The sequence below is a fragment of the Jannaschia maritima genome (genome assembly GCF_030973515.1).
Taxonomy (GTDB): domain Bacteria; phylum Pseudomonadota; class Alphaproteobacteria; order Rhodobacterales; family Rhodobacteraceae; genus Jannaschia; species Jannaschia maritima.
Genome location: NZ_JARGZA010000012.1, coordinates 32,656 through 57,347, shown reverse-complemented (window position 1 = coordinate 57,347; position 24,692 = coordinate 32,656). Strand labels below are relative to the sequence as shown.

Genomic DNA, 24,692 nt, shown 5'->3' with positions numbered 1-24,692 from the left:
CTGCTCCGGCGGGGCCTTTTTTCTTCCGCGAGACGATGTTCGGACCTATGCGTGGCGATCCGATTGGAGGCCATCATGGAAGACCAGACGACCGCGCCGTGGATCGGCCCCCTTCTAACCATCCTCACACTGGTCATCGGTTCGGGTCTGACTTTGGCGACAACGTGGGTGATCGAGCGAAACCGCGCGAAGACTGCCAAGGAACGCCACCATGAAGATCGCATCTGGGATCTACGGCGCAGTCAGTATTCCGAAATCGTCGCGCACTTGAAGAAGGCCGCCGCTGAGGCAGGTCGAGATGCCGATGGATACTACAATCATGAACACGGACCCGAGGGTTATCACGGGTCGAAGGAGAGCCGCGAGCGCGCCCGCGCTGCATGGGCGGCGTGGAGCACGGCTAAACAGACGTTCGATGCAAGCCGCCTAATCGTGTCGCCCGAGTTTGACCGCGCATTTCTGTCAATCGGAACGGCCTTGGAGGCGGTGGATGAACATGGCCTCCCCCCTAACATTGTTGCCATGGAATCGAAGTGCTTCTCCGACGGATACGAAGAAATCCTTCGGATCGCGCGCCGCGAAATCGCGTCACCCTGACGACGGTGGTGATCGCAGGGCGTCGTCTTCCAGTCCGACCCGCGACGCCATCCTATCGAGTTGGCACAGCTCGTCCGCCTCAACCTCCGGGAACAGTTCGAGTTGGCCGGAAGCGCGCTCGAAAACCGTCCCCGGCTCCGCTTCCTTGAGTAGTGTCAGGAGCTTTTCGCGGGGATGACGCAGAGGTGGCTCATCGGACCGGGACAGCGCCAGCGCGGCGACGACGCGGCGGTGCGCGATCGTCACCGTGCGACCTCCCGGCTGGCGCGCGGACCACGCCGCGATGGACGCCGAGGCGGGCCGCCCAGGCATCAGCGCACCCCAGCCAGGCGACCGTCATCGCCCGGACCGCTCATCGGGGGTAACAGTAGGATGCCCGCGACTGGACGAGACGGGCGCGGGCCGTTTCCAGCGCGGCATAGCGCCCGTCCGAGTAGCGCGGGCAGTCGAGCGCGAGACCGGCGGCGATCACCAGTCCGCCGAGGTCGGTCCACGCGCCATCGACCTCGATGAAGCAGACGCCGACCCAGCGGTCATGGGTCCGCTCGCCGTTCAGCTCGCACCGCACTTCGCGCCCGCGCACCGCGTCTAGCATCCAGTCACGTGCGGCCTCGCCCCGACGGGTGCCCCGTTCGGCGCCATCCACGCCGTTGAAGCGGACCGGGACGCCTTGCACAATGATTGTGTCCGCATCGCGCACATGATCGACCGGGCCGCTGACCCGCTCCGCCGCCACCACGGCCGCGCCGATCGGAAGGCAAGCGGCCACGAGGTAGAAGCCGATCATCGTCGCCGTCGATCCCATTATCCGGTCCAGCCTTCCTTGTTCACCCATTTTGCGGACGACCAAGCGCATAGCCACGACCGTCCGTTCGTCCTCGCGCCCCTCGGCGATCGTTTCCGATCAAGAGACCATCGTTCCAGCTTCGCCAATCACCCTTGTCGTCCTCGCGCTTTGGCCTGCGGGAACGCTGACGGGTGCCGCCGCCATCCTTGTGCAGACCCGCCCACCGAATACTGGGCGGCACGGTTCCCATTCGTCTCCCCGGACGTGTTTCTCATCACGGAACATCGCTCGGGGGGCTCTTTGCGCCCGGCGGCCTTCGTCCGCCTCCAAGCAAAAAGACGGTTTCCACACAATATTATAATCTCTACGCTTCTTTATAAAGCGCGCGGATCCTCCGACTTTTCCCTTGAGCGCATCGCCCCCCGGCGTGCCCGTTCTTCATCGAAACACTCTCACCGAGGAGACACACCATGAGAACCTTCGCACAATTCGAGATCATCGGCCGGGTCGGGAAGCACAAGGAAGTCGGCAACACCCTCCGGGTCAGCGTCGCCGCCGAATACGGCCGCAAGGACGACAAGGGCGAATTCCAGTCGAAGCCCTACTGGAACGAGGTCACGATCTTCAACGAGAACGTCGCCAAGTGGGTGCGCGAAAACACCCAGCCGGGCGACATCGTCCGGGCCTTCGGCACCGTCCGCCAGACGAGCTGGGAGAACAAGGAAGGCGGGACCGAATACGGGATCACGATGGCGGCCGAGGATTTCGACAACTTCAGCCACGACGAGCGCCGCCGGCAGGCCCGCAAGGCGCAGCAGGACCAGTGACGGAACGGGCGGGCCTCATGGCCCGCCCTTCCCATCACCCGCCGCAGGAGGCCGCGATGACCGCCTACAAGAAGACGCCCGATCCCCGGCACGACCTTCCCGCCCGCCGTCTCTGCGAGACGCGGCGCGTCCAGACGCCCGAGGGGCATACCATCCACCTGACCGTGGGCTTCGACCCCGATGAGCCGGACCGCCCCCGCGAGGTCTTCTACTCGGGCGGCTTCCGCACCGGGTCGCAGTTGGAGTTTCAGGTCCAAGACGCCTGCGTCCTGATCTCCCTCCTCCTCCAGCACGGGCTCCGCCCCGGCGCGATCCTCAAATCGCTTGCGCAAACCGAGAAGCCGGGCCTGTGGACCGAGGGCGACCAAGAACCCAATCCCGAAACCGTCCATGCCAGCCATGTCGGGCTGATCGTGGCCGAGCTGGCGAAACAGCCATGACCACCCGCTTCAAGCCGAACGTCGTCTTCGAGCCCGAGCTGGTCGACCACTTCGCCGCAGGCGCGGCGATCGTCGTAACCTGCAAGGAAACGCTGACCCGGAAGGAATCCATCCATTACGGGCGATGGACCGTGCGCTTGGTCTTCGCCTCCGGCGACACGCGGCAGCTCGTCACGCAGCGCGATTTCAACAACCCGCGCGTCTTCAGGACGCTGAACGGCATCGCCTCGCTCCTCGCCGCCGCAGGCTGCACTCAGCTCGCCATCCCCTTCGCGAAAGGGGCCGAGGCGACCAATACGCGAGGCGGCTGACGATCAGGGATAGGACTTCACGATATGCGCCGTCGATCCTTCGAGGTAGTAGCCGTTCCGCCCGATGATGCGGGCGATTTCTGGGCTCGACATCAAGGCTCCGATCAGCGGCCGCACCCCGTCGAACCTGGTGCGCTTCCAATAGGCCCAAGGCCCCGACACGGCCGGAAGGGATCGTTCCTCCCCGGCTTTCACGAAGCCGTAGATACCGGCCTCGTTCCTATAGATGTCCACTTCGTCCATGCGGTAGTTCCTTCGTCGTTCGGCCCTGCCTCGGGATGAAAGTCGGCCGCGAAGAATCCCACATCAAGGCCCCTGCGCTGACGCGCACCGGGCTCTAGTCGTCCCTTCGGTCCTCCCGAAGCCGCGTCCCCCCGTCCTCCCTGCCCCGGCGGCCCTGCACTGACGCGCCGGCCCTTCCGCCCTGCCCCGTCTCCTGCGGAGCCGCGTCCTGGCGGGCGGGGCATGGTCGGGCGCGGGGCCGCGTCTCCGCCCTTGCGGGTGACGATCCCTGGGGCGGCCCGGATCGGCCCGGCCGGTGGCCGCGCGCGACCGGGATCCTTCTTGGGCTTGGGGTTCGGGCAAGCCGAACGCCGCTGCGCCGGTCAGGGGGGCGGCGCAGCCTCCCCCCTCGGACAAGGGGTCGGGCCGGGGCCGTGTCCTCGGGCTGACGCCCTGCGGGCCGCACCACCCCCGTCCCTCTCCCCTTGTCTCGCCCCCCTCCGCTCTCGGCGAGGCCAGGTTTGCAGGACAGCGGCGCCACGCGCCGTGCCTCCAAACCCGACCCACAGGGGCAACAGACCCCACCAACACCACGAAGGAGAGACCGGGATGCCGAACATGATGGAGATGACCGGGGGCGAAATCGCGGCCGCGATGGAGACGATGGCCGTCGCGCAGCAGAACGACCAGTTCCGCAAGGCCATGATCGCGGGGGCCGACTCCCTCACCCCCAAGGGCAAGCATGTGATGACCGCCGCCGTGGCCGCGCGGGGGCCGGACTTCCAGTTGGCCGCGACCCGCGCCGTCGCCCAGGACACCACGTTCACCGAGGACAACGACCCCTACAAGGATCGCACCTTTGGAACCGTGACCGTCGAGGGCGAGCGGCTGTTCTGGAAGATCGACCTCTACGACGAAGGCTATGAATGGGCCTCCCCCGACCCAGCCAACAAGCGGGTCACGCGGCGCGTCCTGACCATCATGTTCCCGTCCGACTACTGACACCCGGCCCAGGGCGGCCCCGTGTCGCCCGGCCTTCCAATAGAGGAGCCGAACCCATGCCCATGAAGACCTATTTCATCGCCCGTCACCAGATGGACCCCGAGCCGCGCATGGGCCACATCGTCCGCCTGTCCATGTCGGGCTACCGATCCATCGACATCGCCTTGCGGCGGTGCCCGCGCGGCTATCTCGCCGACCACCCCCGGTCCGGGCGCAGCCTGAAGGCGCTCGATCAAGTGACCCCGTGGGGCCAGCCCGTCCGCCTGACCGAGGCCATCGAGGGTCTGACCGCGCAGATGGCCGACCGTGCGATGTTCGACGCGGTGAAGGCCGCCGCCGCCGAGCTTCCCATCCTCAACGCCAGTTTCCAGTAATCCCCGCCGGGGCGGCGCGCGCCGTCCCCGGCCCCGAACGGGAGACCGTCCCCATGTCCATCACCATCCATTGCGCCCATTGCGGCAGCGAGAACGTCCACCGGGACGCCTTCGCGTCGTGGAATACCAAAACCCAGGAATGGGAGCTGGCCGCCGTTTATGACGCCGCGACCTGCGAAGCGTGCGAGAACGACACCACCCTGACCGAACGCCCGATGCAGCCCGAGACGGCGCGGGAGGTCGCAGCATGACCCGCCCGAGCGTGACCATGATCGAGGGGCTGCACCTGACGGCGGCCGACAAGAGCAACATCCTCGGGTGCATCGAGTTCATGCGCTACGCAGCGAAGCGCGGCGGCTGGATGGGACGGCGCCGCTCGATCAAGAGATATGCCCTGGCACCTATGGGCAGCGATCCCGCCCGCTATCGCGTCATCATCGGCGAGACCTATCGAACCGATGCCGGTCAGCGCCGCATTCGTCAGTCGCGCTTTCTCATCGAGGTCCGCGGCGTGGATCCGCTTCCGCCGGGCGATTGGTCCGACGGGCAACGCGACCTCTTCACGGAGGCGGGCGCATGACCAGCTACGCCCAGATCGGAGAGGGGGAGGCCGTCCACGCGGCCCCCGCCCTGCGCCGCAGCATCTCGGAGATCGTCGCCGAATACGACGCCAAGGCGGAGGCGATCCCCGACGCCATCGCCGCCTTCGAGGAGGCGGAGACCGCAATCGGCATGGCCGGGTGCATCGGCGGCACGTTCGGAGGTCAGATCTTCTCGCGCTCGCCCAGCCTCTACGAACGCGACGTGCGCGCCGCCCTTCTCAAATCCGCATGGCGGCACGTCCGCGAGGGCTTGCGGATCGAGGACGTCGCCAGCGCGAAGGACCGGAAGGCCATCGAGCTTCGCCTTGAGAACCCGCCGTCCTTCACCATCGAGGCGATCCGCGACCTCTTCGGAGACTTCCTCCTGTCCCCGCGCTTCCACGTCCTCAAAGGGCTGGCGGAATGCTTCTGCGACTTGGACCCGGCCTATCGTAGCCATTCCAAGGTGAAGATCGGCGTCGAGGGCCTGCCAAAGCGCATCATCGTCGGGCACGTCTCGGATTACGGCGAGGGCTGGGGCAACGAACGGGTGCGCGATACACTTAATGCGCTCCGCCTCTACCGGGGAGAACCCCGCTACGAGTGGGCCGAGCTGCGCGCCGTCATGGACGAGGCCAAGCGGCACGGCGAGGCCGATTTCTGCGGCGGACGGATCAAGCGGTTCAAGAACGGGAACGCGCATATCGTCTTCGACGCGCAAGGGCGTCTCGACATCAACCGCGCCCTGGCCGAGTTCTACGGCGAGGTCCTGCCAGACGCGCCGAGCGAGGACGAGGCCAAGCGGCCCAGCACGGACGTCGCGCGCGACCTGCAATTCTACTGGACGCCCGACAGCGTGGCCGAGACCGTCATCGCCGCCCTGCCGCTGCGCGGGGGCGAGACGATCCTAGAGCCGTCCTGCGGCGACGGTCGGATGCTCGACGTGCTGGCCCGCTGGCATGAACCCCGCAAGTATCAGGGGCCGCGCGACCCGCTCCGCCTCACCGGCATCGAGTATGACGGCGGACGGGCCGAGCAGGCCCGCGCGAAGGGGCACGCGGTCATGCGCGCCAACTTCCTTCAGGTCGCCCCCGATCCGTGGTTCGACGCCGTGGTGATGAACCCGCCCTTCTACGGTCGGCACTACCGGCTGCATGTCGATCACGCCCTGCGCTTCCTGCGCCCCGGCGGACGGCTGGCCTGTATCCTTCCGGCGTCGGCCCATTACGATCACGGCTTCGACCTGGGCGAATGGCGCGACCTTCCCGTGGGCAGCTTCGCCGCCTCGGGAACGAACGTGCCGACCGGATACAGCGTCATCCAAAAGCCCGGATAACCCCTATTTCATTGGATAATCGAGACCTGAAATGCTAGACTGCACCATGTCCCAGAGCCCCGCCACCACCCCGAAATCGCGTGTCCGTTCCATCTGGGACCGCGCCCAGATGTTCATCGCCTTCCACCGCGATCCGGCCCGGAAGAAGCGGGCCGAGCCCTACCTGTGGCCGCCCAAGGACGCCGCCGCCGGGCTGCGCGCCGAGACGGACGATCAGGAAACTTTCGTCCACATGCGGGGGACCGACCGCGCCGACGACGTGCAGCTCAAGCTCCGCACCAACGCCATCATCGCGCGGCGCGATCCGGGCCGGGGCTGGTCGGGCGTGGAGATCAACGACCAAAGCGTCCGCGTGCTGGTCGGCGATGTCTGGATCACGATCGACCAGATGGGCACCGTGAAGCGGGAGGCGGACGACGGGGCGTCCACCACCTTCCTGGAGTTCGATGGCTCGATCATCCAGTTGACCGAGGGTGCCGAGGTCTGCGTGTCGGCCGATGGCGCGGAAATCACCAGGCGGACGGCCGATCGGATCGAGGGGCTGACGCCAGATGGCGTCGTATCACGTCAACGCCAGATAGAAGGAGCTGGACGATGATTTCCAACATGAAGCCGGAAGCAGAACCGGAACGGAAAGTTCTCGACGGTTCCATGGTGGGATGGCTGATATACAGCTTCGTCATGTGGGTGTGCTTCAGCGTGTTCTTCGGTATGTGGTGGTGGGTGATGTACGGTATCGACCACCTGTTCATCAACAAGGAGCAGGTCGCAGATTGGTCGTTCGTCCGTCTATTCCTTCCGTTCTTCTTTGGTTTCATCGGTGCGGCATGTCTGATCGTGAGCGGTTGGGAGACGTTGCAGGTCCGAAAGAAGAAACGGCAATGAGCCCGCGAACGAACCTTCCGCGACGATGATGTGCCGCCGAGAACGGATTGACGCATTGATCGACGGCCTCGCCCACCGATTCTATCTGCACGGCTATCAGGGCAAGAGCTTGCCGAAGGGGGTGTGCCGCATCCTGGCGCGCAGCGTACTTCACCGGGCCTGGTTCGCGGGCCGGCATGGATGCTTCGAGCAGGACGGCATCACCTACGGGCTGGGCAACCCCTACCCCGGCACCTTCGACTGACGATCCGCCGGGCGTTCAGCGCCCGTTGCAGGTGTCGCAGATCGCGGCCTCGGGCGTCACTACGCCGTTCGTGGTCGTGACCGCGCATCCGCAGTGAAGGCAGGACGAACCCGTCTCGCGCAGCTTGACCTCGCGCTCCGCCTCGTGCCGGTGCTCCGCCCAGTCCCGGGTCGCTTCATTGCTCATGTCGGTGTCCTTTTCCGTCTGACGTCAAGCATCGATAGACGCCGAACATGGCATTCTGACGCCCCGCACCCCGCCAGGGCGGACGGTCCGAAGATCACGGTTTCCCCACCGGCGAACGGACCCCCTCCGAAGGTAGAGCGGTCCCCATCAGTGAACGACAGTCGGGCAAGCTGACACGGCGCGGGAGGCCGTCAACATCAAGCCCTTCGGGGCGCTGCGCGCGTGTTGACCGCCCCCCTTCATCGCCGTGTCGGCCAGCCCTGTTCATTCACCAACAGGAGACAGCCATGACCTACCTTCGCAAGAAATCCATCCGCCTCCGCCGCCGCACCGCGCGCAGGCTCCGCACCATCCGCCGCCAGCTCCGCAAGATCGACCTGAGCCTTGCTATCGAGATCAACGTCATCTTCTTGAAGCTGACCTTCACCATGAAGCGCCGGGCGGACTAGGTCCGGCCGCAGGGCGAAGCCCCCTCGGGGGCTTTCGCCTTCCTCTCACATTCGTCGCGTATCCTCGGGATATGCCACCGAAGCGCCCAGATCGCCGCACGCCCACGCCTTGACCGCGCGGGACGAGGCGGGATGGTCGTCGCCACCCTCTTCATCGCCCTTTTCGGTTTCGCTGCACTCATCGGGGCCGCGAAGAAACGCTAGCCCCTCCCATTCATCTTCCCGGAAATATCCTCGGGGGACGGCACGCAAGCGCCGGGGGGCAGACAGTCCCCCGTCCGCGTCAGCGGACCACGGGAAGATCCTCGATGCGCGTCGTGTAGCGCGGGCTCCGATGATCGGCGCGCAGCGCCCAGGGCCGCTTCATGCCTTCCGACGCCAGCACGAGCGTCTTCTTCCCGAAACGGTCGTTCACCTGATCGAGCGCGGACATGAGCTGCGCCGACTTCGGCCGCATGACGTCGAAGAGCGTCCTCGGCCGATCCTCGCTCGGCAGCAGATCATCGAGCATGACGCCGGCCTTGGTGAAGCCGTAGGGTTTCCCGTCCTTCGGCCAGCCCGACCGCGCGCACCTGCGCGCGGCGTCCACGAGGTCGAACGTGTCCGAGGACATGGGCGTCAGCTTCGTGGAGCGCGCCGCCGACCATTGCGGCCTGTCCTGCCGGTGCTTGTTGGTGTGGAAGATCACCGTCAGCGTCCCCGCCACAAGCCCGTGCTGGCGCAGCTTCTCGGCCGCCCGGGTCGCATGGGCCGTGATCGCCTGGAACAGCGTGTCGAAGTCGGTCATCGGCGCGGACGCCGAGCGTGTCACGGCCATGCCCTTGCGCTGCGGCTCCACCTCTTCGAGCGACAGGCAGGGTTCGCCCTGCAATTCCAGAACGGTCCGTTCGAGAACGACCGTGCCGAGCTTGCGGGCCTGGCGCAACGGCATGTCGCGGAGCTCCGCCGCCGTGGCGATGCCGACGCCCTTCAGCTTCGCTTCCGTGCGTCGGCCGATCCCCCAAATGTCGCCCACCGGCACGCGCGGCAGGAGCCAGCGGGCCAGGTCCTCATCCATCAGGTCCAGCACGCCGTCGAAGACGGGGTTCTTCTTCGCCAGTTCGTTCGCCGCCTTCGCCAGCGTCTTCGAGCTGGCAATGCCGACCCGGATTGGGATGCCGACCCGGCGGCGCACGGCCGCACGCATGGCGCGCGCGTGCGCCTCGCGGTCCCTGAACCCCATGAAGTCCAGAAAGCACTCATCTATCGAGTAGATTTCGACATGGGGCGTGAAGTCCGCATAGGTGTCCACCACCCGCCGGGAGAGGTCCGCATAGAGGGTGTAGTTCGAGCTGAAGACCCGGACCCCATGCGCTTCCACCTTGTCGCGGATCAGATGGAGCGGGTCGCCCATCTTGATCCCGAGCGCCTTTGCCTCGTCGCTGCGCGCCACGGCGCAGCCGTCGTTGTTCGACAGCACGATCACCGGCACGTTCGCCAGCGACGTATCGAAGACCCGTTCCGCGCTGACGTAGAAGTTCTTGCTGTCCGAGATCGCGATCGGTTGGCGGCTCATTCCAGTTCGTAGCGCCGGACCACGCCCGCGATCACGCCCCAGACCTCGCTGTCCGGCGTCAGTTCCACGTCGGGGAAGTCCTCGCCCGCATTCGCAGGCGCGAGGTAGTAGCGCCCATTCCGACGCCGAAGGATCTTCGCCGTCACCTGCCCGTCCACGACGGCGAGGACCGCGCGCCCGATGCGGCGAGTGCCGTCCCGGTCCACCGCGATCAGATCGCCGTCGCGGATGCCCACGTCCCAGAGGCAGTCGCCCGAGACACGCCACCAGAAGGTCGAGCTGGGCCGCCGCACCACCCAGGCGATCGGGTCGATTTCGTCTTCGAGATCGTCGGCCGCCGGGGACGGAAACCCTGCACTCACGGTCAGCGACACGAGGCGAACCGGCTGGCCGTGGTCGATGACGGGCGTGTCGATCCGATAGAGCGGCATCCGAGTCCTTCCGATGTTCTGTTTATGTTCTAATCTGCGAGCGCCGCCCTCTCTGTCAAGAAATCCGTCGCACGAACCCTGTGGAGAACCGTTTCCGACATTCACGGGCCAGTCGTATCATCTCGGGAGACCCCCATAAAAGGACACGACCCATGCTCGACCATCTTCTGCCCGCTCACGAGACGTCGCGCGCGCGCCTGCTCTGGCAGGCCGGCGCCATCTCGACCATCGCGGCGATCATCGGCTTCGGCGTCGCCATCAGCCAGGCCGCCGCCCTCGGATCGCTCATCTCGATCTTCGCCGCCATCATCGGTCCGCTCGCCGCCTTCGCGCCGGCGCTGGCCGTCCTGCTGATCGCGATAGAGGATTACGGCCTGACGACGCGGACCTCGCGCGCTGCGACCTTCCTCGTCGTTTCCGGCGGCGCGACGCTCTTCGTCTTCGCCATCCTCGCGTTCTTCATCTGACGAAAGCTCGAACGAAGAAGCCCGGTGCTTTCGCACCGGGCTTTGATCTGTTGACTAAGGGGGAAGGTGTCGCCACCTCCGGTCCCCAACAGTCATTCACCGGCCTACCTACATTTCGGAGCCCCGTCTGTCAAGGTTCGGGACCGCCCCGCACCGTCCACGGAGACCCGTCCGCCCTTGCCACGTACCCCGCCCGTCCAGCTCCTCCTAGACCTCGAAGCCGTCCTCTCGCCGCCGCGCTTCGCCACCTATGTCAGGCAGGCCGGCGGGGACCGCGTGAAGGCGATGGACCTCTACTGCTGGCACACCGACCTCGCGGCGGCCTTCTACACCCCGCTCCAATTCGCCGAGCTGGCGGCCCGCAACGGGGCGGTCGAAGCGATCGCGGCCGTCTATGGCGCGGACTGGCACCGCAGCCCCGCCTTCCAGCAATCCCTTCGCCCAATAGTCGGGCACTACCGGATGCGAGACGACCTTCGGTCGCTCGCGCGGCGGCACCAACATGCCGGGAGCGTCGTGGCCGACATCAAGTTCGTCTTCTGGCAGCACCTCTTCGTCGCGGCGCAGGACGCGGTGCTGTGGAATCCGCACCTGCGACAGGCGTTCCCCGGACTACCCCCGCAGATGACCGTGCAGGTCGGGCGCGGCCAGGTCCGCGCCCGCATCCAGACGATCCGCAACTTCCGCAACCGGATCGCCCATCACGAACCCCTGCTGTCCCGTGACCTCGCCGCCGACCTCCGCGCCGCGCTGAAGCTGGTCGAGTGGCGACGGCCGGACATCGCCGCATGGCTGCGATCGACGGAGACGGTGACGGCACTGCTGGCGCAGCGCCCGTAGCCGCTCATCGTGCCGATGCCCGAGAACGTCTTCACCGAAGCAGAGATTCCCGGCTTGCTGGCCGAGGGCGGCACCGTCGTCGTCACCTGCGAAGACCCTCCGCACCGAAGGACAAGCGGCATCCGCGGGAGCTGGACCATCGCCATCGCGATGCCGGACGGCACCGCCCGCCAGCTCGTCACGACCCGCGATCAGGACACGGTGCGATCCATCAAGACCATCGACGGGATCATCTCCTTCATCGCGGACCTCGGAATCGAGCCCGTGACCGTCCCGATGAAGGAAGGCCGCCAGTCGGAGAACCGTCTCGAGTAAAACTGACCGTGCCCCTGCGCTGACGCGCACCGGGCTCTAGTCGTCCCTTCGGTCCTCCCGAAGCCGCGTCCCCCCGTCCTCCCTGCCCCGGCGGCCCTGCACTGACGCGCCGGCCCTTCCGCCCTGCCCCGTCTCCTGCGGAGCCGCGTCCTGGCGGGCGGGGCATGGTCGGGCGCGGGGCCGCGTCTCCGCCCTTGCGGGTGACGATCCCTGGGGCGGCCCGGATCGGCCCGGCCGGTGGCCGCGCGCGACCGGGATCCTTCTTGGGCTTGGGGTTCGGGCAAGCCGAACGCCGCTGCGCCGGTCAGGGGGGCGGCGCAGCCTCCCCCCTCGGACAAGGGGTCGGGCCGGGGCCGTGTCCTCGGGCTGACGCCCTGCGGGCCGCACCACCCCCGTCCCTCTCCCCTTGTCTCGCCCCCCTCCGCTCTCGGCGAGGCCAGGTTTGCAGGACAGCGGCGCCACGCGCCGTGCCTCCAAACCCGACCCACAGGGGCAACAGACCCCACCAACACCACAAGGAACGAGAGCATGGCAAAAGAGCGTTTCGACATCCGGCAGCACGTCACCGACCAGATCGTCGCCCAGATCGAGGCGGGCACGCCCCCGTGGCGTCAGCCGTGGACCGGCGCGCGCACCGTCGCGGGCTTCCCGTTGCGTCATACCGGCGAGGGCTACAAGGGCGTCAACATCCTGATCCTATGGGCTGCGGCCCATGTGAAAGGCTACGCCTCCGACCGCTGGATGACCTTCAACCAAGCTAAGGAACTCGGCGGCATGGTCCGCAAGGGCGAGCGGGCCGCGAAGTCGGTCTATTACGGGTCGGTCGAGAAGGAGGACGAGGCCGCCGAGGACGGCAAGCGCCGCGTCCATTTCGCCAAGGTCAACAACGTCTTCAACGCCGACCAGATCGAGGGTTTGCCCGAAGCCTACTACGTCCGCCCGGACCCGCCCCGCGACCTCGGGACGGAGGCCGACCCGGAACTGGACGCATGGTTCGCCGCCACCGGCGCGCGGATCGAGACCAGCGCCGAGCCGCGCGCCTACTACCGCCCGTCGTCGGATCATATCCACATGCCGCCCGTCGAGACCTTCCACGACGCGGCCGGGTATTACGGCACCCTCGCCCACGAGCTTTGCCACTGGACCGGCGCGGAAAAGCGGCTGGACCGGATCAAGCGGTTCGCCGACCGCAAAGCCTACGCCTTCGAGGAACTGGTGGCCGAACTCGGGGCCTGTTTCCTCGGGATGCAACTCGGGATCGAGCCGCAATTCGACCAGTCCGCCGCCTATGTCGAAGGCTGGATCGAAGCGATGAAGGCGGACCGCGACGTGATCTTCCGCGCCGCCGCCGAAGCCCAGAAGGCCGTCGATTTCCTGAACGCCCGGACCTCGGCCGAGGCGGACGCCGACATCGGGAGGGCGGCCGCGTGAGCGGCCCCCTGCCCTTCCCCGACACCCCCACCACCTTGAGAGGTTCCCCCATGACCCTTGGCGAACTGGAACGGCGCGCGGGCGTCGGCCCCACCATCGAGGACCGCGCCGCATTCTGGCGTCCGTTCCACGACCTGCCCGCAACCGAAGTGATCGACGCGGGCACGACCGCCCTGCGGCAGGCCGCGCGCCTGGCCGAGCTTCCCCATGCGGGAACGCTCACCGCCTCGCAGCGGATCGCCCTCGCCCGCTTCGCGGTCCTGCGCGGACCCGGCTGGAAGGACGCGCTGCGCGCCGACTGGACGGAGGCGCGGGCCGAACCCGCCCTGCACCGCCTGCGGAACACCCACGGCCCCGCATGGCTGGCCGAGCTGACGATGCCGGAGGGCGCGGCATGACCTCGGACCTGTCCAGCGCTATAAACGACACACCGTTCGACCTGCTGACCGGGAAACCCTATCCCGAGCCGACCACGGCGCAGCCCGAGGCCGACGAGATCGAGGCGATGCTATTCGATCGCGCCTGCATCGCGACGGACGGTTGCGAGGGCGTGGACCCGGACGGCACATGCTGCCATGGGCACCCGTCATGGTTGTTGCGTCTGGGAATCCTATAACCAGATCATAGCCCCAGAGGCCGGACCTCCCCCGTCCAGCGCCTCCGATGGCCCCCGCCGATCCTCCCCGGCGGGGGCCTTCGTTTCGGAAGGTGCGGAATCGCGGCGGGCCGGTCCGCCACGCTGCGCGCGCCGGACCGGCCCGCCGGATGGCGCCAACCCCGAGGTTGTCCGCGATTCGGCGTTCTGTCAGAAGAACTTGAGAGGTGAAGCAACCACCCCGAGAGGCGGCGCATACAGGCACGCATATCGCGGCGGCGGCTTACGCAGGCCGCCGCGACTTCCCGTCAGACACAGGTGAACATCACCGGCTCGCCCAGCTCGATCGGCCGGGACGCCGCGTCCCCGACTTCGAGCGTCATGGCGGCGTTCCTGCGGAACCCGTCGAGAAGCGAGGCCCACGCGCCCGCGTCCATCTCGGCCTTGCCCACGCGGCCGTGAACCAGCTCCGCCTGCACGGCCATGCCGTCCGGGAAGCGGAACGTCACGGGCAGCGACGCATCGACATTGCCCACGAGGTTCAGCAGGACGCCGCTTTGGGACGTCCCGCCGTAGACGCTGTTGGGATCGCAGACGAGCGCGACCGAAACACCGCCGTCGCGGGCCTGATAGAGATCGAGCCCGCGTTCGATGCTGTGGTCCCAGGCAGCGGCGGCCATCGGGAACGCGCCAAGGAAAGCGCCGAGAATCAAAGGGTTGAGCGCACGCATCACGGGCCTCCGCTCTTCCTTCATCTTACCATTCGACGCGGCCCATGTGAAGCTGGCTCGCCGTCCGACCCGGCCTCCCGCCAATCGTCCGTCCACACATCGAAGATGGCGATCACCGCGTAGTCCGGGCCGTGCAGCACGAGCGAGCCGATGGTCTTCAAATCGCGCATATAAGCCGCGCCGAGGACGCGCAGGCTTTCCTCGGAGGCCGAATAGACCGCACCGAGGTCGCGGACGGCATCCTCGGCGCGCAGGCAGAACAGGCCGCCCTCATTCATAGATCACGTCCGACCTGGGGCCGTCCTTCCACATTGGAAACTCCCCGCCTTCCTTCCAGCGGTAGAGCCACCCGACGACGGCCCTGGTCCGGGCGTCCCGGATGCGCTTGATCGCCCTTGCTTCTGTTCTCACCTTGCGCGGCATGGCTTTCCCTCATCCTCCGATGCACGGCAGGGCCTCCGGACACCGCTCCACGTCATCATGGATGCGGCGGTCAGGCCCCGCCTGACCGCCTGCCTTGCGGCGAGCGCGAGAGGTGGGGGGTGGAGCGAAATCGACAGGGGTGGTGCGGCCCGCAGCGCGACGCGCGAGGACACGGCCCTGTCTATTTCGCTTCGGGGGGGGAGGAAGTCGCAACTCCTCCCCCCTCTGTGGTATGGCTGGACGACGCGCTGTGCGCTCTATCCCCGCTGCTGGCGCAGCTCTGCGATCACGTCATCGAGGACGGACCAGAACAGGGTCTCGAATTGCCCCCTGATCATCGCGGCATCCGACTTCACGCGCAGCGGGTCGTGTTCGTCCCGCATGTCATCGAGCATTCGGCCGGAGACGTATTTGGTCGTGGAGTAGGCCACCGTCATCGGCACCCTGTCCCCGTCCGGCACGGGCACGAAGTCGGGAGACGGCTCGAACCGTTTCATCGTCCGCCTGCCCGCCAGCGCGAGGACGTCGCGCTGCGCGAGCCCTGCCGCCACGAGGGGCTTCATCGCTTCGACATGCGCCGTCGTCATCGAGACCTTGAGCGAGACCTTTCGCTTCTCCCCCGAAGAAGCGTTCGCCGTGACGCTTTCCTTCGGGGGCGCTGCGTCGTCCGCCGGTCGCTTCGCCTTTACGCGCTTGCTGGGCTTCGCAGCAGGTCGCTTCGCTTCCGTCTTCGCCTCCGGTGTCGGCTCGACTTCCGGTTCCGCAACCTTCGCCGCCAGATCGGCCGCGTCCGGCACGGGTGCGGGACCGGCCTTGGGCTTCTCCTCCTCCGTGGACGGCCCGGCTTGCGCGCCGCCATCGTTGAGGCCAGGTATCTTCACGGACGGGGGCATCCCGTTCGGCAGCTTGGGCCGTTCCTTCAGGAAGGCGTGCGAATAGGCCGGATCCGTGCCACTGACCTTGGGTCGTTCGCGGCGTCCCATCACACTTCTCCCAGGATTTCATCGAGCATGGCGGAGGCTTCCTTCACCGCCTCATCGAAATGCTGGGCATGTCGCCGTTCGAGGCCGAACGTCGAGTTGCGCTTCGCGTCGGCCAGCTTGTGAAGGAAGCCATTCGCGCCCGCATCGAGATGCTGTTTTCGATACATGAAGTAGGTCGGAAGGACGGGGAAGTTCCGAACGGCCAATGCCTCGTATTCCTGTTCGGTCTTGTTGGGCTTCATGGTCGCCCCGGAGACGATGACCCGCAACTCGGGCAGAAGCTCGGGTTTATCGACCCGATCGAGGAGACCGGCATACCAATTCACCGTATCGGTCGTGATAAGGTAATCGGTCTTCCCGAGCTTCATGGGAACCACGAGGATGTCGCTCTGTGCGGCAAGTTCGTCGGCCCAAGCCTCGGCCGCGCCCTGCGTGTCCACGAAGATCAGATCGACCTCGCCAGACTCGTAGGCTTCGTCCGCCGCCTTGCCGAGGTCAGCCGCAAATTCGAGCTGGCGGAAGGTGAGGAGGGGTTCGTCTTGGGCGACCTCGTAGAGCCAGCGGTGAAGGCCCTGCTGCGGATCGGCGTCGAGGGCGAGGCACCGCTTGCCCTGCGAAATCGCGGCGCTGAGGAGCGCCTGCGTCAGGGTCGTCTTTCCGGCCCCGCCCTTCCGGGTCATCACCGTGATGACCTTCATGTCGTCATTCGCCACCCGCGCTTCCTCCGCCGCCGTGTCCTTCATCTTCCGTCCCTCCGATGCGCCTCGCGTCATCCGTTCCGCGTCATCCGTTGTCCGCTTTGCGTGACGCGTCTTCCGTTCTTCGCTATCGTTACCGCGCCCTGCGTCGTTCGTCATGCGCTTTCTGCTATGCGTTCACCGCTGTGCTTCTTACGCCACGCGCCTTCCGTCATCCGTCCGTCGCCGTCCGTTGCGCTGCTTCCGTAATCTTTCCTCCGTTTGCCGCCATCCGCCTACCGTTTTCCGCCATCCGCCTACCGTTTTCCGCTATCCGCCCATCGTTTGTCGTCAACCGTCTTGCGTCGTTTTCTATCCGTCATCCGTTATCTGTCATCCGTCATCCGTTATCCGTCATCTTTCATCTGTTAGCTATTATCCGTTATCCTTTATCCGTTATCCTTCATCCGTCGTCTGCCAAATTGGAGGCGCGGAACGAGCCGCGTGCGGCGGAGGCGCAGGTCGCGCACTGTCTTCGGATGACCGTAGCGCCGCCAGAAGGGGGGCTACAGCGCCATGTCGAATGCCGATGGGGGGTAGGGTGCGGACGACCTCTCAGCGGCGTCCTGGGGCGATTTCTCGTTGGGCCTTCAGCTCCGCTTCCGGCCGGTCTCGCCCGTGGGGCTCGACGCGCGGCCCCCTGGTCGGGGTCCGCTTCGATTGCCTTACCGCCATTCTAAACGGCTCCGACACATGACGCCATCTTCGATTGAGTCGGAGCCTAAATAACGGTAAGAGGTTGGCAGGAAATAGGGGTTGTATGTTCAGTATGCCGACGCGCCGTCGCCTTACTCGTGATGACCGTCTCGCCATCGTCCGCGAGCGGGCGAAAGGCGTTACGCACAAGGCGCTTGCAGATCGGTTCGGCGTCACCGAGCGAACGATCTACTACACCCTTCGGACTGACAAAGAGCGCCGCCGCGAGCGCAGCGTCCGCACCCGCCAGGTCAGCGTCACCGTCACCGAGGACGAGCTTCGCGCCTTCGATGCGGTCCTCGCACGGCAGGGGATCAGCAGCAGATCGGACGGAATGCGCCGTCTCATCCAGGCCGCGAACGGGGTCTTTCAGCCCGACGAGACGCTGGAAGGCGAGCTTCGCAGCTTCCGCGCGTCCCTCAATCGGGTCGGGAACAACGTCACGCAGATCGCCAAGCGGCTGAACGAGGCGAAACAGAAGGGCATCGCGCCGGCCTTCGGTGTCGCCAGTCTCGCGCAGATCAGGAGCCTCGCCGGTTTCGTCCTCGCCTTCGCCGATCAGGTGAACTCGCTGGCCGAGCGCCGCCGCGCCAGGATCGAGATGACCGTCGATGCCGCATTGAGGGAGCTGGCCGATGGCGCGGAGTGATGCCGTCACCGCCGTCACGGGCGAGGTCTTCCGCGAGGGGTGGAGCAAGGTCCGGGGATCGACCCAGGGCCTCGGGTCCAAGCAGCGCCAGATGGTCCGGGCCGCGCGCGGTCATCGGGCGGCCGTCTTCAAGGCGATCCGGGGCGGCGGCACGCACACGAAGGCGCAGCTCGCCCGACAGCTCGACTATCTGACCACGAAGTCGTCTCATATCGTGGACAGCCGGGGCCAGCTCGACGGCAAGGCGACCTTGATGGCCAAGGAGATCAAGGGCGTCTCCGAGCGGTTCGCGGAGAACTGGGGAACCGGCTTCCATCCGAAGCTGGGGCACACCACCCACATGCTCATGTCCTATCCCGTGGGCACCAAGGGCGAGGACGTGCGGGACATCACCGCGGCCGTGGCCGAGCGGTTCTTCAACAACGAGCAGGGCACCTTCGACTACATCATCGCCGTCCACGAGGACCGCGATCATCCCCACGCCCACATCGTTCTCAATCGGCGGTCGCAGGAGGGGGAAATCTTCTACCTCGGGCGCGATCACCGCTTCAACTACGACGACTTCCGCATGGCGATGGTCGAGGAGGCCGACAAGGTGGGCGTCCGCCTGGAGGCCACGCGGCGCGTCGATCGCGGCGTGCTGACCTACCCGGCGCGTACCGGCGAAGTGTATGCTGCGAAGACGGAAGCGCGTGCGCCGGTCGAGCGCGAGCGGGTGGGCGAGGACCTGGCCCGCGCGGCGTCCGAGGTCGCGGTCGCATCGAAGATCTACGGAGCCCTGTCCGCTGAGGCGTCGGACGAGGGCCGGGAAGACATCGCGAACGCCTTGTTCCGCGCCGGGGAAATCCTCGCGCAGAAGGGCAAACTCGAACAGACAGGAGACATCTACATGGCCAGCTTTGACGAGATGAAGTCGGAATTCGCGGAGCGCACCGAGCGGGTCGAGGCGATGGTGCGCGAGCTTCCCGAGGCCGAGCGGCCCAAGGCGGAAGCGCAGCTCAACGAAATCTACGCGAACATGGCGCATTTGCAGCCAATGGGCGTCCGGTCCGCCACGCTGACGCAGGCCCCGTCCGACACGGGCGTCTATAGCCAGGCCAACATCAACACGGAGCTGACGGCCCGGATGCGCGAGCCCGAGACCCGCGCCCAGATCGAGACCGCGCTGCGCGGCACCGGCATTTCCAGCGAGACGGTCATCGCCCGCGTGGAGCGCGGCGCCGAAAACGCCGCGATGGAGCGGGAATGGCTGGCGCAGGACATGGAGAAGATCGCCAAGACGGAAGGGCTCAACCTTGAGCGCCGCGAGGACGTGCGGGTCGCGTCCGAGAAGCTGGACGCGGTGCATGTGAAGCTCGGAACCGCCTTGGAACGCGCCGAGGTGCTGCGCGACGACGGCGTGATCGACGTCGAGGACCGGCGCGACTTCCACTACGACCGGCAGGGCATCGAGGATGCGAGCCGCGCGATCCGCCAGGACATGCGCCGCGACGGGGCAGGGGAGGCGCAGATCAACGAACGCGCCTTGGAGATCGAGGCGCGCGCGGAAGCCCGGATCGAGCAGGAACAGCGCGACTATCTGCGCGAGCGCCCGGAGATCGTCGCCGCCCCGTCCGCCGTGCTGACGGACGAGCCGTTCGGGAGGAACGTCACGGACCGCGCGGCCTTCGACCGGGTGGCACAGGAGACGGAGAGCATCATGGAGCGCGCGGGGGAGCGCGAGAGCGTGGAGGATGCCGTCGCGCGGGACTTCAAGGAACGCTACCCCGACATGCCCGACCACCTCGCGCGCGGCCTCGGGCAGACCTATGCCCAGGTCGACGGGGTTCGCAACGACGAGGCCGTCGACCGCTACGCGGCCGAGCGCGCGCACGATCTGCTGATCGACCAGAGCGCGGCGGATACGGATTACCGCGAGCGCGTGTCCGAGGAGCTGGCCCAGGAGCCTGGCGAGGCGCTTGCCGAAGACCAGGGCATCGCGCAGGCGGAGCGCCGTCAGACGATCAACGACGTGGTGCTGCGAGAGAAGACGGACCCGATCCACGACTCGCTGCCCGATGCCGAGAGCCGGGAAGCGTTCCGGGGCGCGGTCGAGCGTGAGCTGTCGGACGAGCAGTTGGCACGTCTCAAGGACGGCGATGCCGACGCGATGGACCAGATCATAGACGACCGACTGGACCGTCTCTACGCGGCCAAAGCCTACCTGCAATCGGACGAAGCGACGGCGCAGAGCGAGGCGCTGGACGAAGTGACGCTGGAGATTTCCGAGGAGGAGGTCGAGGCGCACCGCATCCGGCACGCCCATACCGAGAAGGGCACCACTCATGGATAAGGCCAAGCTGACCCTCGGCGTCGTCCTCCTGACCCTTGTGTTCTCCGCACTCGGCTACGTCGCCGCGACCGCCTACTTCACGTTCCGGGACTTCGGACTGCGTGCGGAGCTCGACTTCTTCTGGATCGCGCAGAGCTATCTCGATTGGCGGCTCATCCGCCCGTCCGACTTCCAGATGGTCAACATCATCATCGGTGGGTTCACCCTCCTGGGACTGGTCGTCAGCGCGGCCCTGTCCGGCCAGGCGCTCACCCGGTTCGGGACGACCCACTTCCAGAAGGCAATGGAGCTGCGCCGGAACGGCTTCTTCGGCAAGCTCGGGACAGGCTTCGTGCTGGGCAAGTTGAGCGGCCCGAAGCGGAAGGGCCGGTATCTGAGCGCCGTGTCGAAGGTCTTTCCGCACGCGCTGATCGTCGCGCCGACCGGACGAGGCAAGACGTCCGGCTTCGCGATCCCGAACCTCCTTCTATGGAAGGGCAGCACGGTCGCGCTCGACGTGAAGGGGGAGCTGTTCGAGGAGACGGCCCGACACCGCGCGTCGGCGGGCGACAAGGTATTCCGGTTCGCCCCGACCGATTGGGCCGACCGGAGGTCGCATCGCTACAACCCGCTCCTTCGCATCTATCAGTTAAAGGATCCCGAGCAGCAGCAGATGGAGCTTCAGCTTCTCGCCACGCTGTTCCTCCAATCCGACAACGACCGGGTGAAGGGGCTCTTGGAGGGCGGGATCGAGTTGTTCGTCGCCGCCGGCCTTCTGGCCTTCGAGCGAAAGACGCCAACCCTGGGCGAAATCTACCGGATCGCGTCGGACGGCGGCGACAAGCAGGTGGCCTATCGCAACCTCGCCGCGCGAGTGAAGAACGAGGCGGCCCGGCGCATCTTCATCCGGCTCGCATCGACCAACAACGACACGCTCACGTCCTACCTGTCGCTTCTGATGACCTCGGGCCTCAATCAGTGGTCCAACCCGGCCATTGATCGCGCGACGGCCGAGAGCGACTTCGATTTCCGCGACATCCGCCGGAAACCCATGTCGGTCTACATGGTCGTGGCCCCGAACATGGTGAGGCCGATGGCCGCGCTGATCCGGCTGTTCTTCTCCGACCTAATCGCGTCCTTGCAGACCAAGAACCCCGGCCCGGACGAGCCGTGGCCCGTGATGATCCTGCTGGACGAGTTCAACCGCCTCGGGAAGATGCCGATCGTCGTGGAGAGCATCGAGACGCTGCGGACCTATCGCGGCCACCTCGCGGTCATCACCCAGACCATCCCGGCGCTGGACGAAATCTATGGCGAGAACACCCGCCGCGCGCTTCAGGGCAACGCGGGCGTGAAGCTCTACCTCACGCCGTCCGACGAGAAGACCGTCGAAGAGCTATCGAAGGCAGTGGGCAAAACCACGAAGCGGGTCGTCACCCGGTCGAGGTCCATCGGCCGGAACCCGTTCGAGGGACGCAGCATGTCCGAGCGCACGGAAGAGGTGGCGTTGCTGACCGAGGATGACGCGCGGCGGATGCCCCTCGGGGACATCATCATGGTCGTGGACGCGCAGATGCCGGTGCGGGCGAAGCGCATCGAGTATTACGACGATCCGATGTTCAAGAAGCTCCACCGCGCGCAGAAGGGCGAGCTTCCGTTCCCGAGCGTGAACCTGACGCTCACGCCGGAGGAAGAGGCCGAGGTCGAAGCAGCCGCCGAGTCGGCCGACGACACGGCGTCCGTCGATCAAGAGGCGCCTGCGGTGGCGCAGGCCGCCACGCCGGAGGTCGAGCATCGCGGGTCGCGGTCGGCACCAGTGACCAGCCCGGACGAACCGATGCCCGGTTTCGACTTCGATGCCGTGCCGGAGCCCGCTCCGAAGGCCCCGCCCGCCGCACCGGCCACCCCGGTCATCGCCGAGGGTGCATCCGTCGCGATGGCCCAGGCGACGCCGAGCGGCGGCGGGACGGTGACGATTGCGTCCCGCAAGACCCGGAAGGGCACGAAGACGGTGACGGCGGCCGTCCGCGACAGCGATCAGCGCGAAATGGACCTTGCCGTTCAGCAATCGCTCGATCTTCGACAGGTCGAGGCGACGGTCGACGCGGAAGCCGCCCTTGAACGCGCGAACGTCGAGCTTTCCGAGTTGGAGGCGATCCTGACCGAGCGGCACGGGCGCTCCAAGGCCCACGAGCCGCTGCGCGACCGGCCAAGGGTCGTTCGGGAGAACCCGGAGTTCATCGACCGGCAGCGCCAGGTCCTCGATGCGCGCCGCGCCGAGGGGATGAACGTCGTCGTCCTCGGGGACGATGGGCGCATCATCAAGATCGCGCCGGACGGCACGGAGACCGATGTGACGGCCGAGGCGCATCTTAGGGTCGAACGTGCGGGCGGCGTGAAGGCGTGAACGACGGAAGCCGTCCGACGCTTCACGTCGTCGCCGGTCCCAACGGATCGGGAAAGTCCATGCTCACGGCAGGCCAGGCCGTGGGGGAGGGGAGGATCATCGACCCCCTATGACACGTCTCGACCGTTCCGTATGAGCTTAGACCCGCGCCGCCGGGCGTTCCGAACGGTTTAAGGGACCCTGATGGAACGGGATGGACGTTCCTAGTGATCGTCCCGCATGCGTGCAGGGTCTGTTGAAGAAGTCTGCTGCTCTGCCGGGATGATGGCCGCCATGGTGGCTTGATCGTTAGGTGATCCTGGTTCGCTGGGCGTCATGGACCGACGCCTGCTCGGTCGGGCGGCTTCAGGCCGCCACCGGGGCCTTCGCGGGTGGCTGACCCGCTCCGAGGCGGACCATTCGTTTGAGGTTTCGGGCGGTGGTGGCGAGGAGGAACTGTTCGTCGGCGCCGCGCAGGCCTCGGAGGCGGACACGATGCAGGTCGTCGTGATGCTTGATGCAGGCGAAGACGCGCTCGACGCGGCGTCGGAGCCGTGTGGAGACGACGAAGGCGTCCGTTCCCTCGCGGGCCCTGGCACGGTCCCGGGCCGGCTCGTGGACGGAGCGGCTGATCTTGCGAAGGCCCGATGGGGCGCAGTCCGCCCGGACCGGGCATGGGCCGCAATCGCTGCGCGACGGGTAGTAGGGGATCTGCTCAGCCTCGATCCTCGTAGGCTGGCCGCGCTTCGCACCTGATCGGCGCAGCGTCTTACCTTGCGGGCAGGTGTAGGTGTCGCTCGCCTCGTCGTAGGCAAAGGCCTCCTTGGGCAGGTAGCGCTTCTTGCGGCCCCGGTGGTCGATCACCGGCACGTGCGTCTCGATACCCTGCTGCTCGAGCCAGGCGAGGAAGTGGCCTGACCCGTAGCCCGTGTCGGCGGCGAGGATGCGGGGTCGGACGCCATGCCGCTCGCGGATACGGTCGATCATGCGGTAGGCCGCGATCGGCTCCTCGGCGGTGCGGGCGGCGGACGCGCGGGCGTCGAGGATGATGCCCGACGCGCTGTCGACCATCACGTTGATGCCGTAGGAGAAGACGTAGCGGCCGTACTTGCCGCTGAAGGCCGTCGCGGGGTCGGTGGTCGAGACCGCCTTCGGGGTCCAGCGCGTCACCCCCACGGGGTCTGGGGCGCGGCCGTCTCCAGATCGGCCAGGTACTCGCGCACTGCCCGCGTTGCTCCCTCGCCCGCGCGGGGCAGTTCCTCGGCGGTCTTCACGCAGCGCTGCTTGTTGGCATCCGCCTTCACATGGCTGCCGTCCACCACGACGTGGTCGGTGCCCGCCAAGCCGGTGGCGAGGCACTGCTCCACGATCCGCTCGAACAGCTCGCGCATCAGCCCGCTCTCGCGGAAGCGCCCGTGCCGGTTCTTGGTGAAGGTCGAGTGGTCCGGTACGCGCCCGTCCAGCCCAAGGCGGCAGAACCAACGATACGCGAGGTTCAGGTCGACCTCCTCGCACAGCCGCCGCTCGGATCGGACGCCGTAGAGATAGCCCACCAGCAGCATCCAGATGAGCAGCTCGGGATCGACCGAGGGACGTCCGCCGCGGGCGTAATGCGGCGCCATCACCTCGTGCACGAACGACAAGTCCAGGATCGCGTCGATGCGCCGGAGCAGGTGCCCCGCCGGCACCCGGTCCTCCAGCCGGACCTCGTAGAACAGCGCCCCCTGATCGACCTGCCGTCCCATCATGATCCGTCCCCCCTCAACCTACAGGAAGTGAATCACGCCAACCCCAACAGACCAAGAGAAACAGGGAGAATTTCAACAGACCCTGCACCCATCCGGGACGACCGTGAGCGCGCCCACGATCTGCACGTACCCGGACCTCGCCCGTCGTGGCTC

33 protein-coding genes and 1 pseudogene are annotated in these 24,692 nt (G+C 66.8%); 22 read left to right on the top strand and 12 right to left on the bottom strand.

Annotated elements, in window-relative coordinates; genetic code table 11:
• Nucleotides 1-75 precede the first annotated feature (75 nt).
• A complete protein-coding gene (locus P0084_RS12725) occupies nt 76-597 on the top strand; it encodes a hypothetical protein (protein ID WP_308917236.1) in 522 nt (173 codons plus the stop codon).
• On the opposite strand, the gene P0084_RS12720 is transcribed toward P0084_RS12725, so the two are convergent.
• Both P0084_RS12720 and P0084_RS12715 read right to left on the bottom strand, forming a co-directional pair.
• Entirely contained in the window at nt 589-843 is a 255-nt protein-coding gene (locus P0084_RS12720) for a hypothetical protein (protein WP_308917235.1), read from the bottom strand. The genes P0084_RS12725 and P0084_RS12720 overlap by 9 nt on opposite strands.
• A 106-nt stretch (nt 844-949) precedes the next feature.
• On the bottom strand, nt 950-1,384 hold the full coding sequence (locus P0084_RS12715) for a thermonuclease family protein (RefSeq protein WP_308917234.1): 435 nt from the start codon (nt 1,382-1,384) through the stop codon (nt 950-952).
• 470 nt (nt 1,385-1,854) lie between these two features.
• Here P0084_RS12715 and P0084_RS12710 point away from each other — a divergent pair, with 470 nt between their 5' ends.
• Genes P0084_RS12710 through P0084_RS12700 form a run of 3 tightly spaced genes read left to right on the top strand, consistent with a single transcriptional unit; the run spans nt 1,855 to nt 2,962 of the window.
• Nucleotides 1,855-2,211, top strand: a complete 357-nt coding sequence (locus tag P0084_RS12710; protein ID WP_308917233.1) for a single-stranded DNA-binding protein — start codon at nt 1,855-1,857, stop codon at nt 2,209-2,211.
• 56 nt (nt 2,212-2,267) lie between these two features.
• Entirely contained in the window at nt 2,268-2,651 is a 384-nt protein-coding gene (locus P0084_RS12705) for a TSCPD domain-containing protein (protein ID WP_308917232.1), read from the top strand.
• Nucleotides 2,648-2,962: a hypothetical protein gene (locus P0084_RS12700; RefSeq protein ID WP_308917231.1), complete on the top strand. Its 315-nt coding sequence runs from the start codon at nt 2,648-2,650 to the stop codon at nt 2,960-2,962. Before P0084_RS12705 ends, P0084_RS12700 begins: the two co-directional genes overlap by 4 nt.
• Nucleotides 2,963-2,965: 3 nt before the next feature.
• Here the strand turns inward: P0084_RS12700 and P0084_RS12695 are convergent, their stop codons facing one another.
• Nucleotides 2,966-3,205: a hypothetical protein gene (locus P0084_RS12695; protein WP_308917230.1), complete on the bottom strand. Its 240-nt coding sequence runs from the start codon at nt 3,203-3,205 to the stop codon at nt 2,966-2,968.
• 588 nt (nt 3,206-3,793) lie between these two features.
• On the opposite strand from P0084_RS12695, the gene P0084_RS12690 reads away from it, so the two are divergent.
• From P0084_RS12690 to P0084_RS12655, 8 genes are read left to right on the top strand one after another with little or no spacing between them, the layout of a single operon-like run.
• Nucleotides 3,794-4,186: a DUF3768 domain-containing protein gene (locus P0084_RS12690; protein ID WP_308917229.1), complete on the top strand. Its 393-nt coding sequence runs from the start codon at nt 3,794-3,796 to the stop codon at nt 4,184-4,186.
• Nucleotides 4,187-4,242: 56 nt separating this feature from the next.
• Nucleotides 4,243-4,560, top strand: a complete 318-nt coding sequence (locus tag P0084_RS12685; RefSeq protein ID WP_308917228.1) for a hypothetical protein — start codon at nt 4,243-4,245, stop codon at nt 4,558-4,560.
• Between the two features lie 53 nt (nt 4,561-4,613).
• Entirely contained in the window at nt 4,614-4,811 is a 198-nt protein-coding gene (locus tag P0084_RS12680; protein ID WP_308917227.1) for a hypothetical protein, read from the top strand.
• The gene (locus tag P0084_RS12675; protein WP_308917226.1) at nt 4,808-5,140 is read left to right on the top strand and encodes a hypothetical protein; all 333 of its coding nucleotides are present in this window, start codon (nt 4,808-4,810) and stop codon (nt 5,138-5,140) included. Before P0084_RS12680 ends, P0084_RS12675 begins: the two co-directional genes overlap by 4 nt.
• A complete protein-coding gene (locus P0084_RS12670) occupies nt 5,137-6,477 on the top strand; it encodes a DUF4942 domain-containing protein (RefSeq protein WP_308917225.1) in 1,341 nt (446 codons plus the stop codon). The genes P0084_RS12675 and P0084_RS12670 overlap by 4 nt, the downstream gene beginning before the upstream one ends.
• A gap of 46 nt (nt 6,478-6,523) precedes the next feature.
• Nucleotides 6,524-7,075, top strand: coding sequence for a hypothetical protein (locus tag P0084_RS12665; protein ID WP_308917224.1), 552 nt, complete (start codon nt 6,524-6,526; stop codon nt 7,073-7,075).
• A complete protein-coding gene (locus P0084_RS12660) occupies nt 7,072-7,362 on the top strand; it encodes a hypothetical protein (RefSeq protein ID WP_308917223.1) in 291 nt (96 codons plus the stop codon). The genes P0084_RS12665 and P0084_RS12660 overlap by 4 nt, the downstream gene beginning before the upstream one ends.
• Nucleotides 7,363-7,417: 55 nt before the next feature.
• On the top strand, nt 7,418-7,606 hold the full coding sequence (locus P0084_RS12655) for a hypothetical protein (RefSeq protein ID WP_308917222.1): 189 nt from the start codon (nt 7,418-7,420) through the stop codon (nt 7,604-7,606).
• 15 nt (nt 7,607-7,621) lie between these two features.
• On the opposite strand, the gene P0084_RS12650 is transcribed toward P0084_RS12655, so the two are convergent.
• Nucleotides 7,622-7,792, bottom strand: coding sequence for a hypothetical protein (locus P0084_RS12650; RefSeq protein WP_308917221.1), 171 nt, complete (start codon nt 7,790-7,792; stop codon nt 7,622-7,624).
• A gap of 287 nt (nt 7,793-8,079) precedes the next feature.
• Here P0084_RS12650 and P0084_RS12645 point away from each other — a divergent pair, with 287 nt between their 5' ends.
• The gene (locus P0084_RS12645; protein WP_308917220.1) at nt 8,080-8,241 is read left to right on the top strand and encodes a hypothetical protein; all 162 of its coding nucleotides are present in this window, start codon (nt 8,080-8,082) and stop codon (nt 8,239-8,241) included.
• Between the two features lie 283 nt (nt 8,242-8,524).
• Here P0084_RS12645 and P0084_RS12640 read toward each other — a convergent pair whose 3' ends face one another.
• Nucleotides 8,525-9,796, bottom strand: a complete 1,272-nt coding sequence (locus tag P0084_RS12640; RefSeq protein ID WP_308917219.1) for a Y-family DNA polymerase — start codon at nt 9,794-9,796, stop codon at nt 8,525-8,527.
• Nucleotides 9,793-10,227, bottom strand: coding sequence for a LexA family protein (locus P0084_RS12635; protein WP_308917218.1), 435 nt, complete (start codon nt 10,225-10,227; stop codon nt 9,793-9,795). Before P0084_RS12635 ends, P0084_RS12640 begins: the two co-directional genes overlap by 4 nt.
• A 152-nt stretch (nt 10,228-10,379) precedes the next feature.
• Here P0084_RS12635 and P0084_RS12630 point away from each other — a divergent pair, with 152 nt between their 5' ends.
• The 6 genes from P0084_RS12630 (at nt 10,380) to P0084_RS12605 (ending at nt 13,896) form a co-directional block, all read left to right on the top strand.
• On the top strand, nt 10,380-10,694 hold the full coding sequence (locus P0084_RS12630; protein ID WP_308917217.1) for a hypothetical protein: 315 nt from the start codon (nt 10,380-10,382) through the stop codon (nt 10,692-10,694).
• A 177-nt stretch (nt 10,695-10,871) separates the two neighbouring features.
• Nucleotides 10,872-11,534 carry a hypothetical protein gene (locus tag P0084_RS12625; RefSeq protein ID WP_308917216.1) on the top strand — a complete coding sequence of 221 codons (663 nt, stop codon included), beginning with the start codon at nt 10,872-10,874 and terminating at the stop codon, nt 11,532-11,534.
• A 15-nt stretch (nt 11,535-11,549) separates the two neighbouring features.
• Entirely contained in the window at nt 11,550-11,849 is a 300-nt protein-coding gene (locus tag P0084_RS12620; protein ID WP_308917215.1) for a hypothetical protein, read from the top strand.
• Nucleotides 11,850-12,377: 528 nt separating this feature from the next.
• Nucleotides 12,378-13,280, top strand: a complete 903-nt coding sequence (locus P0084_RS12615) for an ArdC family protein (RefSeq protein WP_308917214.1) — start codon at nt 12,378-12,380, stop codon at nt 13,278-13,280.
• Between the two features lie 50 nt (nt 13,281-13,330).
• Nucleotides 13,331-13,678, top strand: a complete 348-nt coding sequence (locus P0084_RS12610) for a hypothetical protein (protein ID WP_308917213.1) — start codon at nt 13,331-13,333, stop codon at nt 13,676-13,678.
• Complete coding sequence (locus P0084_RS12605; protein WP_308917212.1) at nt 13,675-13,896, top strand: hypothetical protein; 222 nt, start codon at nt 13,675-13,677, stop codon at nt 13,894-13,896. Before P0084_RS12610 ends, P0084_RS12605 begins: the two co-directional genes overlap by 4 nt.
• Nucleotides 13,897-14,183: 287 nt before the next feature.
• On the opposite strand, the gene P0084_RS12600 is transcribed toward P0084_RS12605, so the two are convergent.
• The 4 genes from P0084_RS12600 to P0084_RS12585 all read right to left on the bottom strand — a co-directional run bounded on the left by P0084_RS12600 (nt 14,184) and on the right by P0084_RS12585 (nt 16,755).
• Nucleotides 14,184-14,630: a hypothetical protein gene (locus P0084_RS12600; RefSeq protein ID WP_308917211.1), complete on the bottom strand. Its 447-nt coding sequence runs from the start codon at nt 14,628-14,630 to the stop codon at nt 14,184-14,186.
• Nucleotides 14,627-14,884 (bottom strand): hypothetical protein, encoded by a 258-nt coding sequence (locus P0084_RS12595; RefSeq protein WP_308917210.1) that lies wholly within the window; start codon nt 14,882-14,884, stop codon nt 14,627-14,629. The genes P0084_RS12600 and P0084_RS12595 overlap by 4 nt, the downstream gene beginning before the upstream one ends.
• A gap of 402 nt (nt 14,885-15,286) precedes the next feature.
• Nucleotides 15,287-16,012, bottom strand: coding sequence for a hypothetical protein (locus P0084_RS12590; RefSeq protein ID WP_308917209.1), 726 nt, complete (start codon nt 16,010-16,012; stop codon nt 15,287-15,289).
• Complete coding sequence (locus tag P0084_RS12585) at nt 16,012-16,755, bottom strand: ParA family protein (RefSeq protein WP_308917208.1); 744 nt, start codon at nt 16,753-16,755, stop codon at nt 16,012-16,014. Before P0084_RS12585 ends, P0084_RS12590 begins: the two co-directional genes overlap by 1 nt.
• A gap of 763 nt (nt 16,756-17,518) precedes the next feature.
• On the opposite strand from P0084_RS12585, the gene P0084_RS12580 reads away from it, so the two are divergent.
• The 3 genes and pseudogenes from P0084_RS12580 to P0084_RS12570 all read left to right on the top strand — a co-directional run.
• Nucleotides 17,519-18,094, top strand: coding sequence for a helix-turn-helix domain-containing protein (locus P0084_RS12580; protein WP_308917207.1), 576 nt, complete (start codon nt 17,519-17,521; stop codon nt 18,092-18,094).
• Nucleotides 18,081-20,426, top strand: a complete 2,346-nt coding sequence (locus tag P0084_RS12575) for a relaxase/mobilization nuclease domain-containing protein (RefSeq protein WP_308917206.1) — start codon at nt 18,081-18,083, stop codon at nt 20,424-20,426. Before P0084_RS12580 ends, P0084_RS12575 begins: the two co-directional genes overlap by 14 nt.
• Nucleotides 20,419-22,068: pseudogene (locus P0084_RS12570) on the top strand (type IV secretory system conjugative DNA transfer family protein); the annotation flags it as partial. The gene P0084_RS12575 and the pseudogene P0084_RS12570, both read left to right, overlap by 8 nt.
• Before the next feature lie 1,089 nt (nt 22,069-23,157).
• Here the strand turns inward: P0084_RS12570 and P0084_RS18540 are convergent.
• Both P0084_RS18540 and P0084_RS18535 read right to left on the bottom strand, forming a co-directional pair.
• Complete coding sequence (locus P0084_RS18540; protein ID WP_374213651.1) at nt 23,158-23,961, bottom strand: transposase; 804 nt, start codon at nt 23,959-23,961, stop codon at nt 23,158-23,160.
• Nucleotides 23,958-24,539 carry a transposase gene (locus P0084_RS18535; RefSeq protein ID WP_374213650.1) on the bottom strand — a complete coding sequence of 194 codons (582 nt, stop codon included), beginning with the start codon at nt 24,537-24,539 and terminating at the stop codon, nt 23,958-23,960. The genes P0084_RS18540 and P0084_RS18535 overlap by 4 nt, the downstream gene beginning before the upstream one ends.
• Nucleotides 24,540-24,692: the final 153 nt, after the last annotated feature.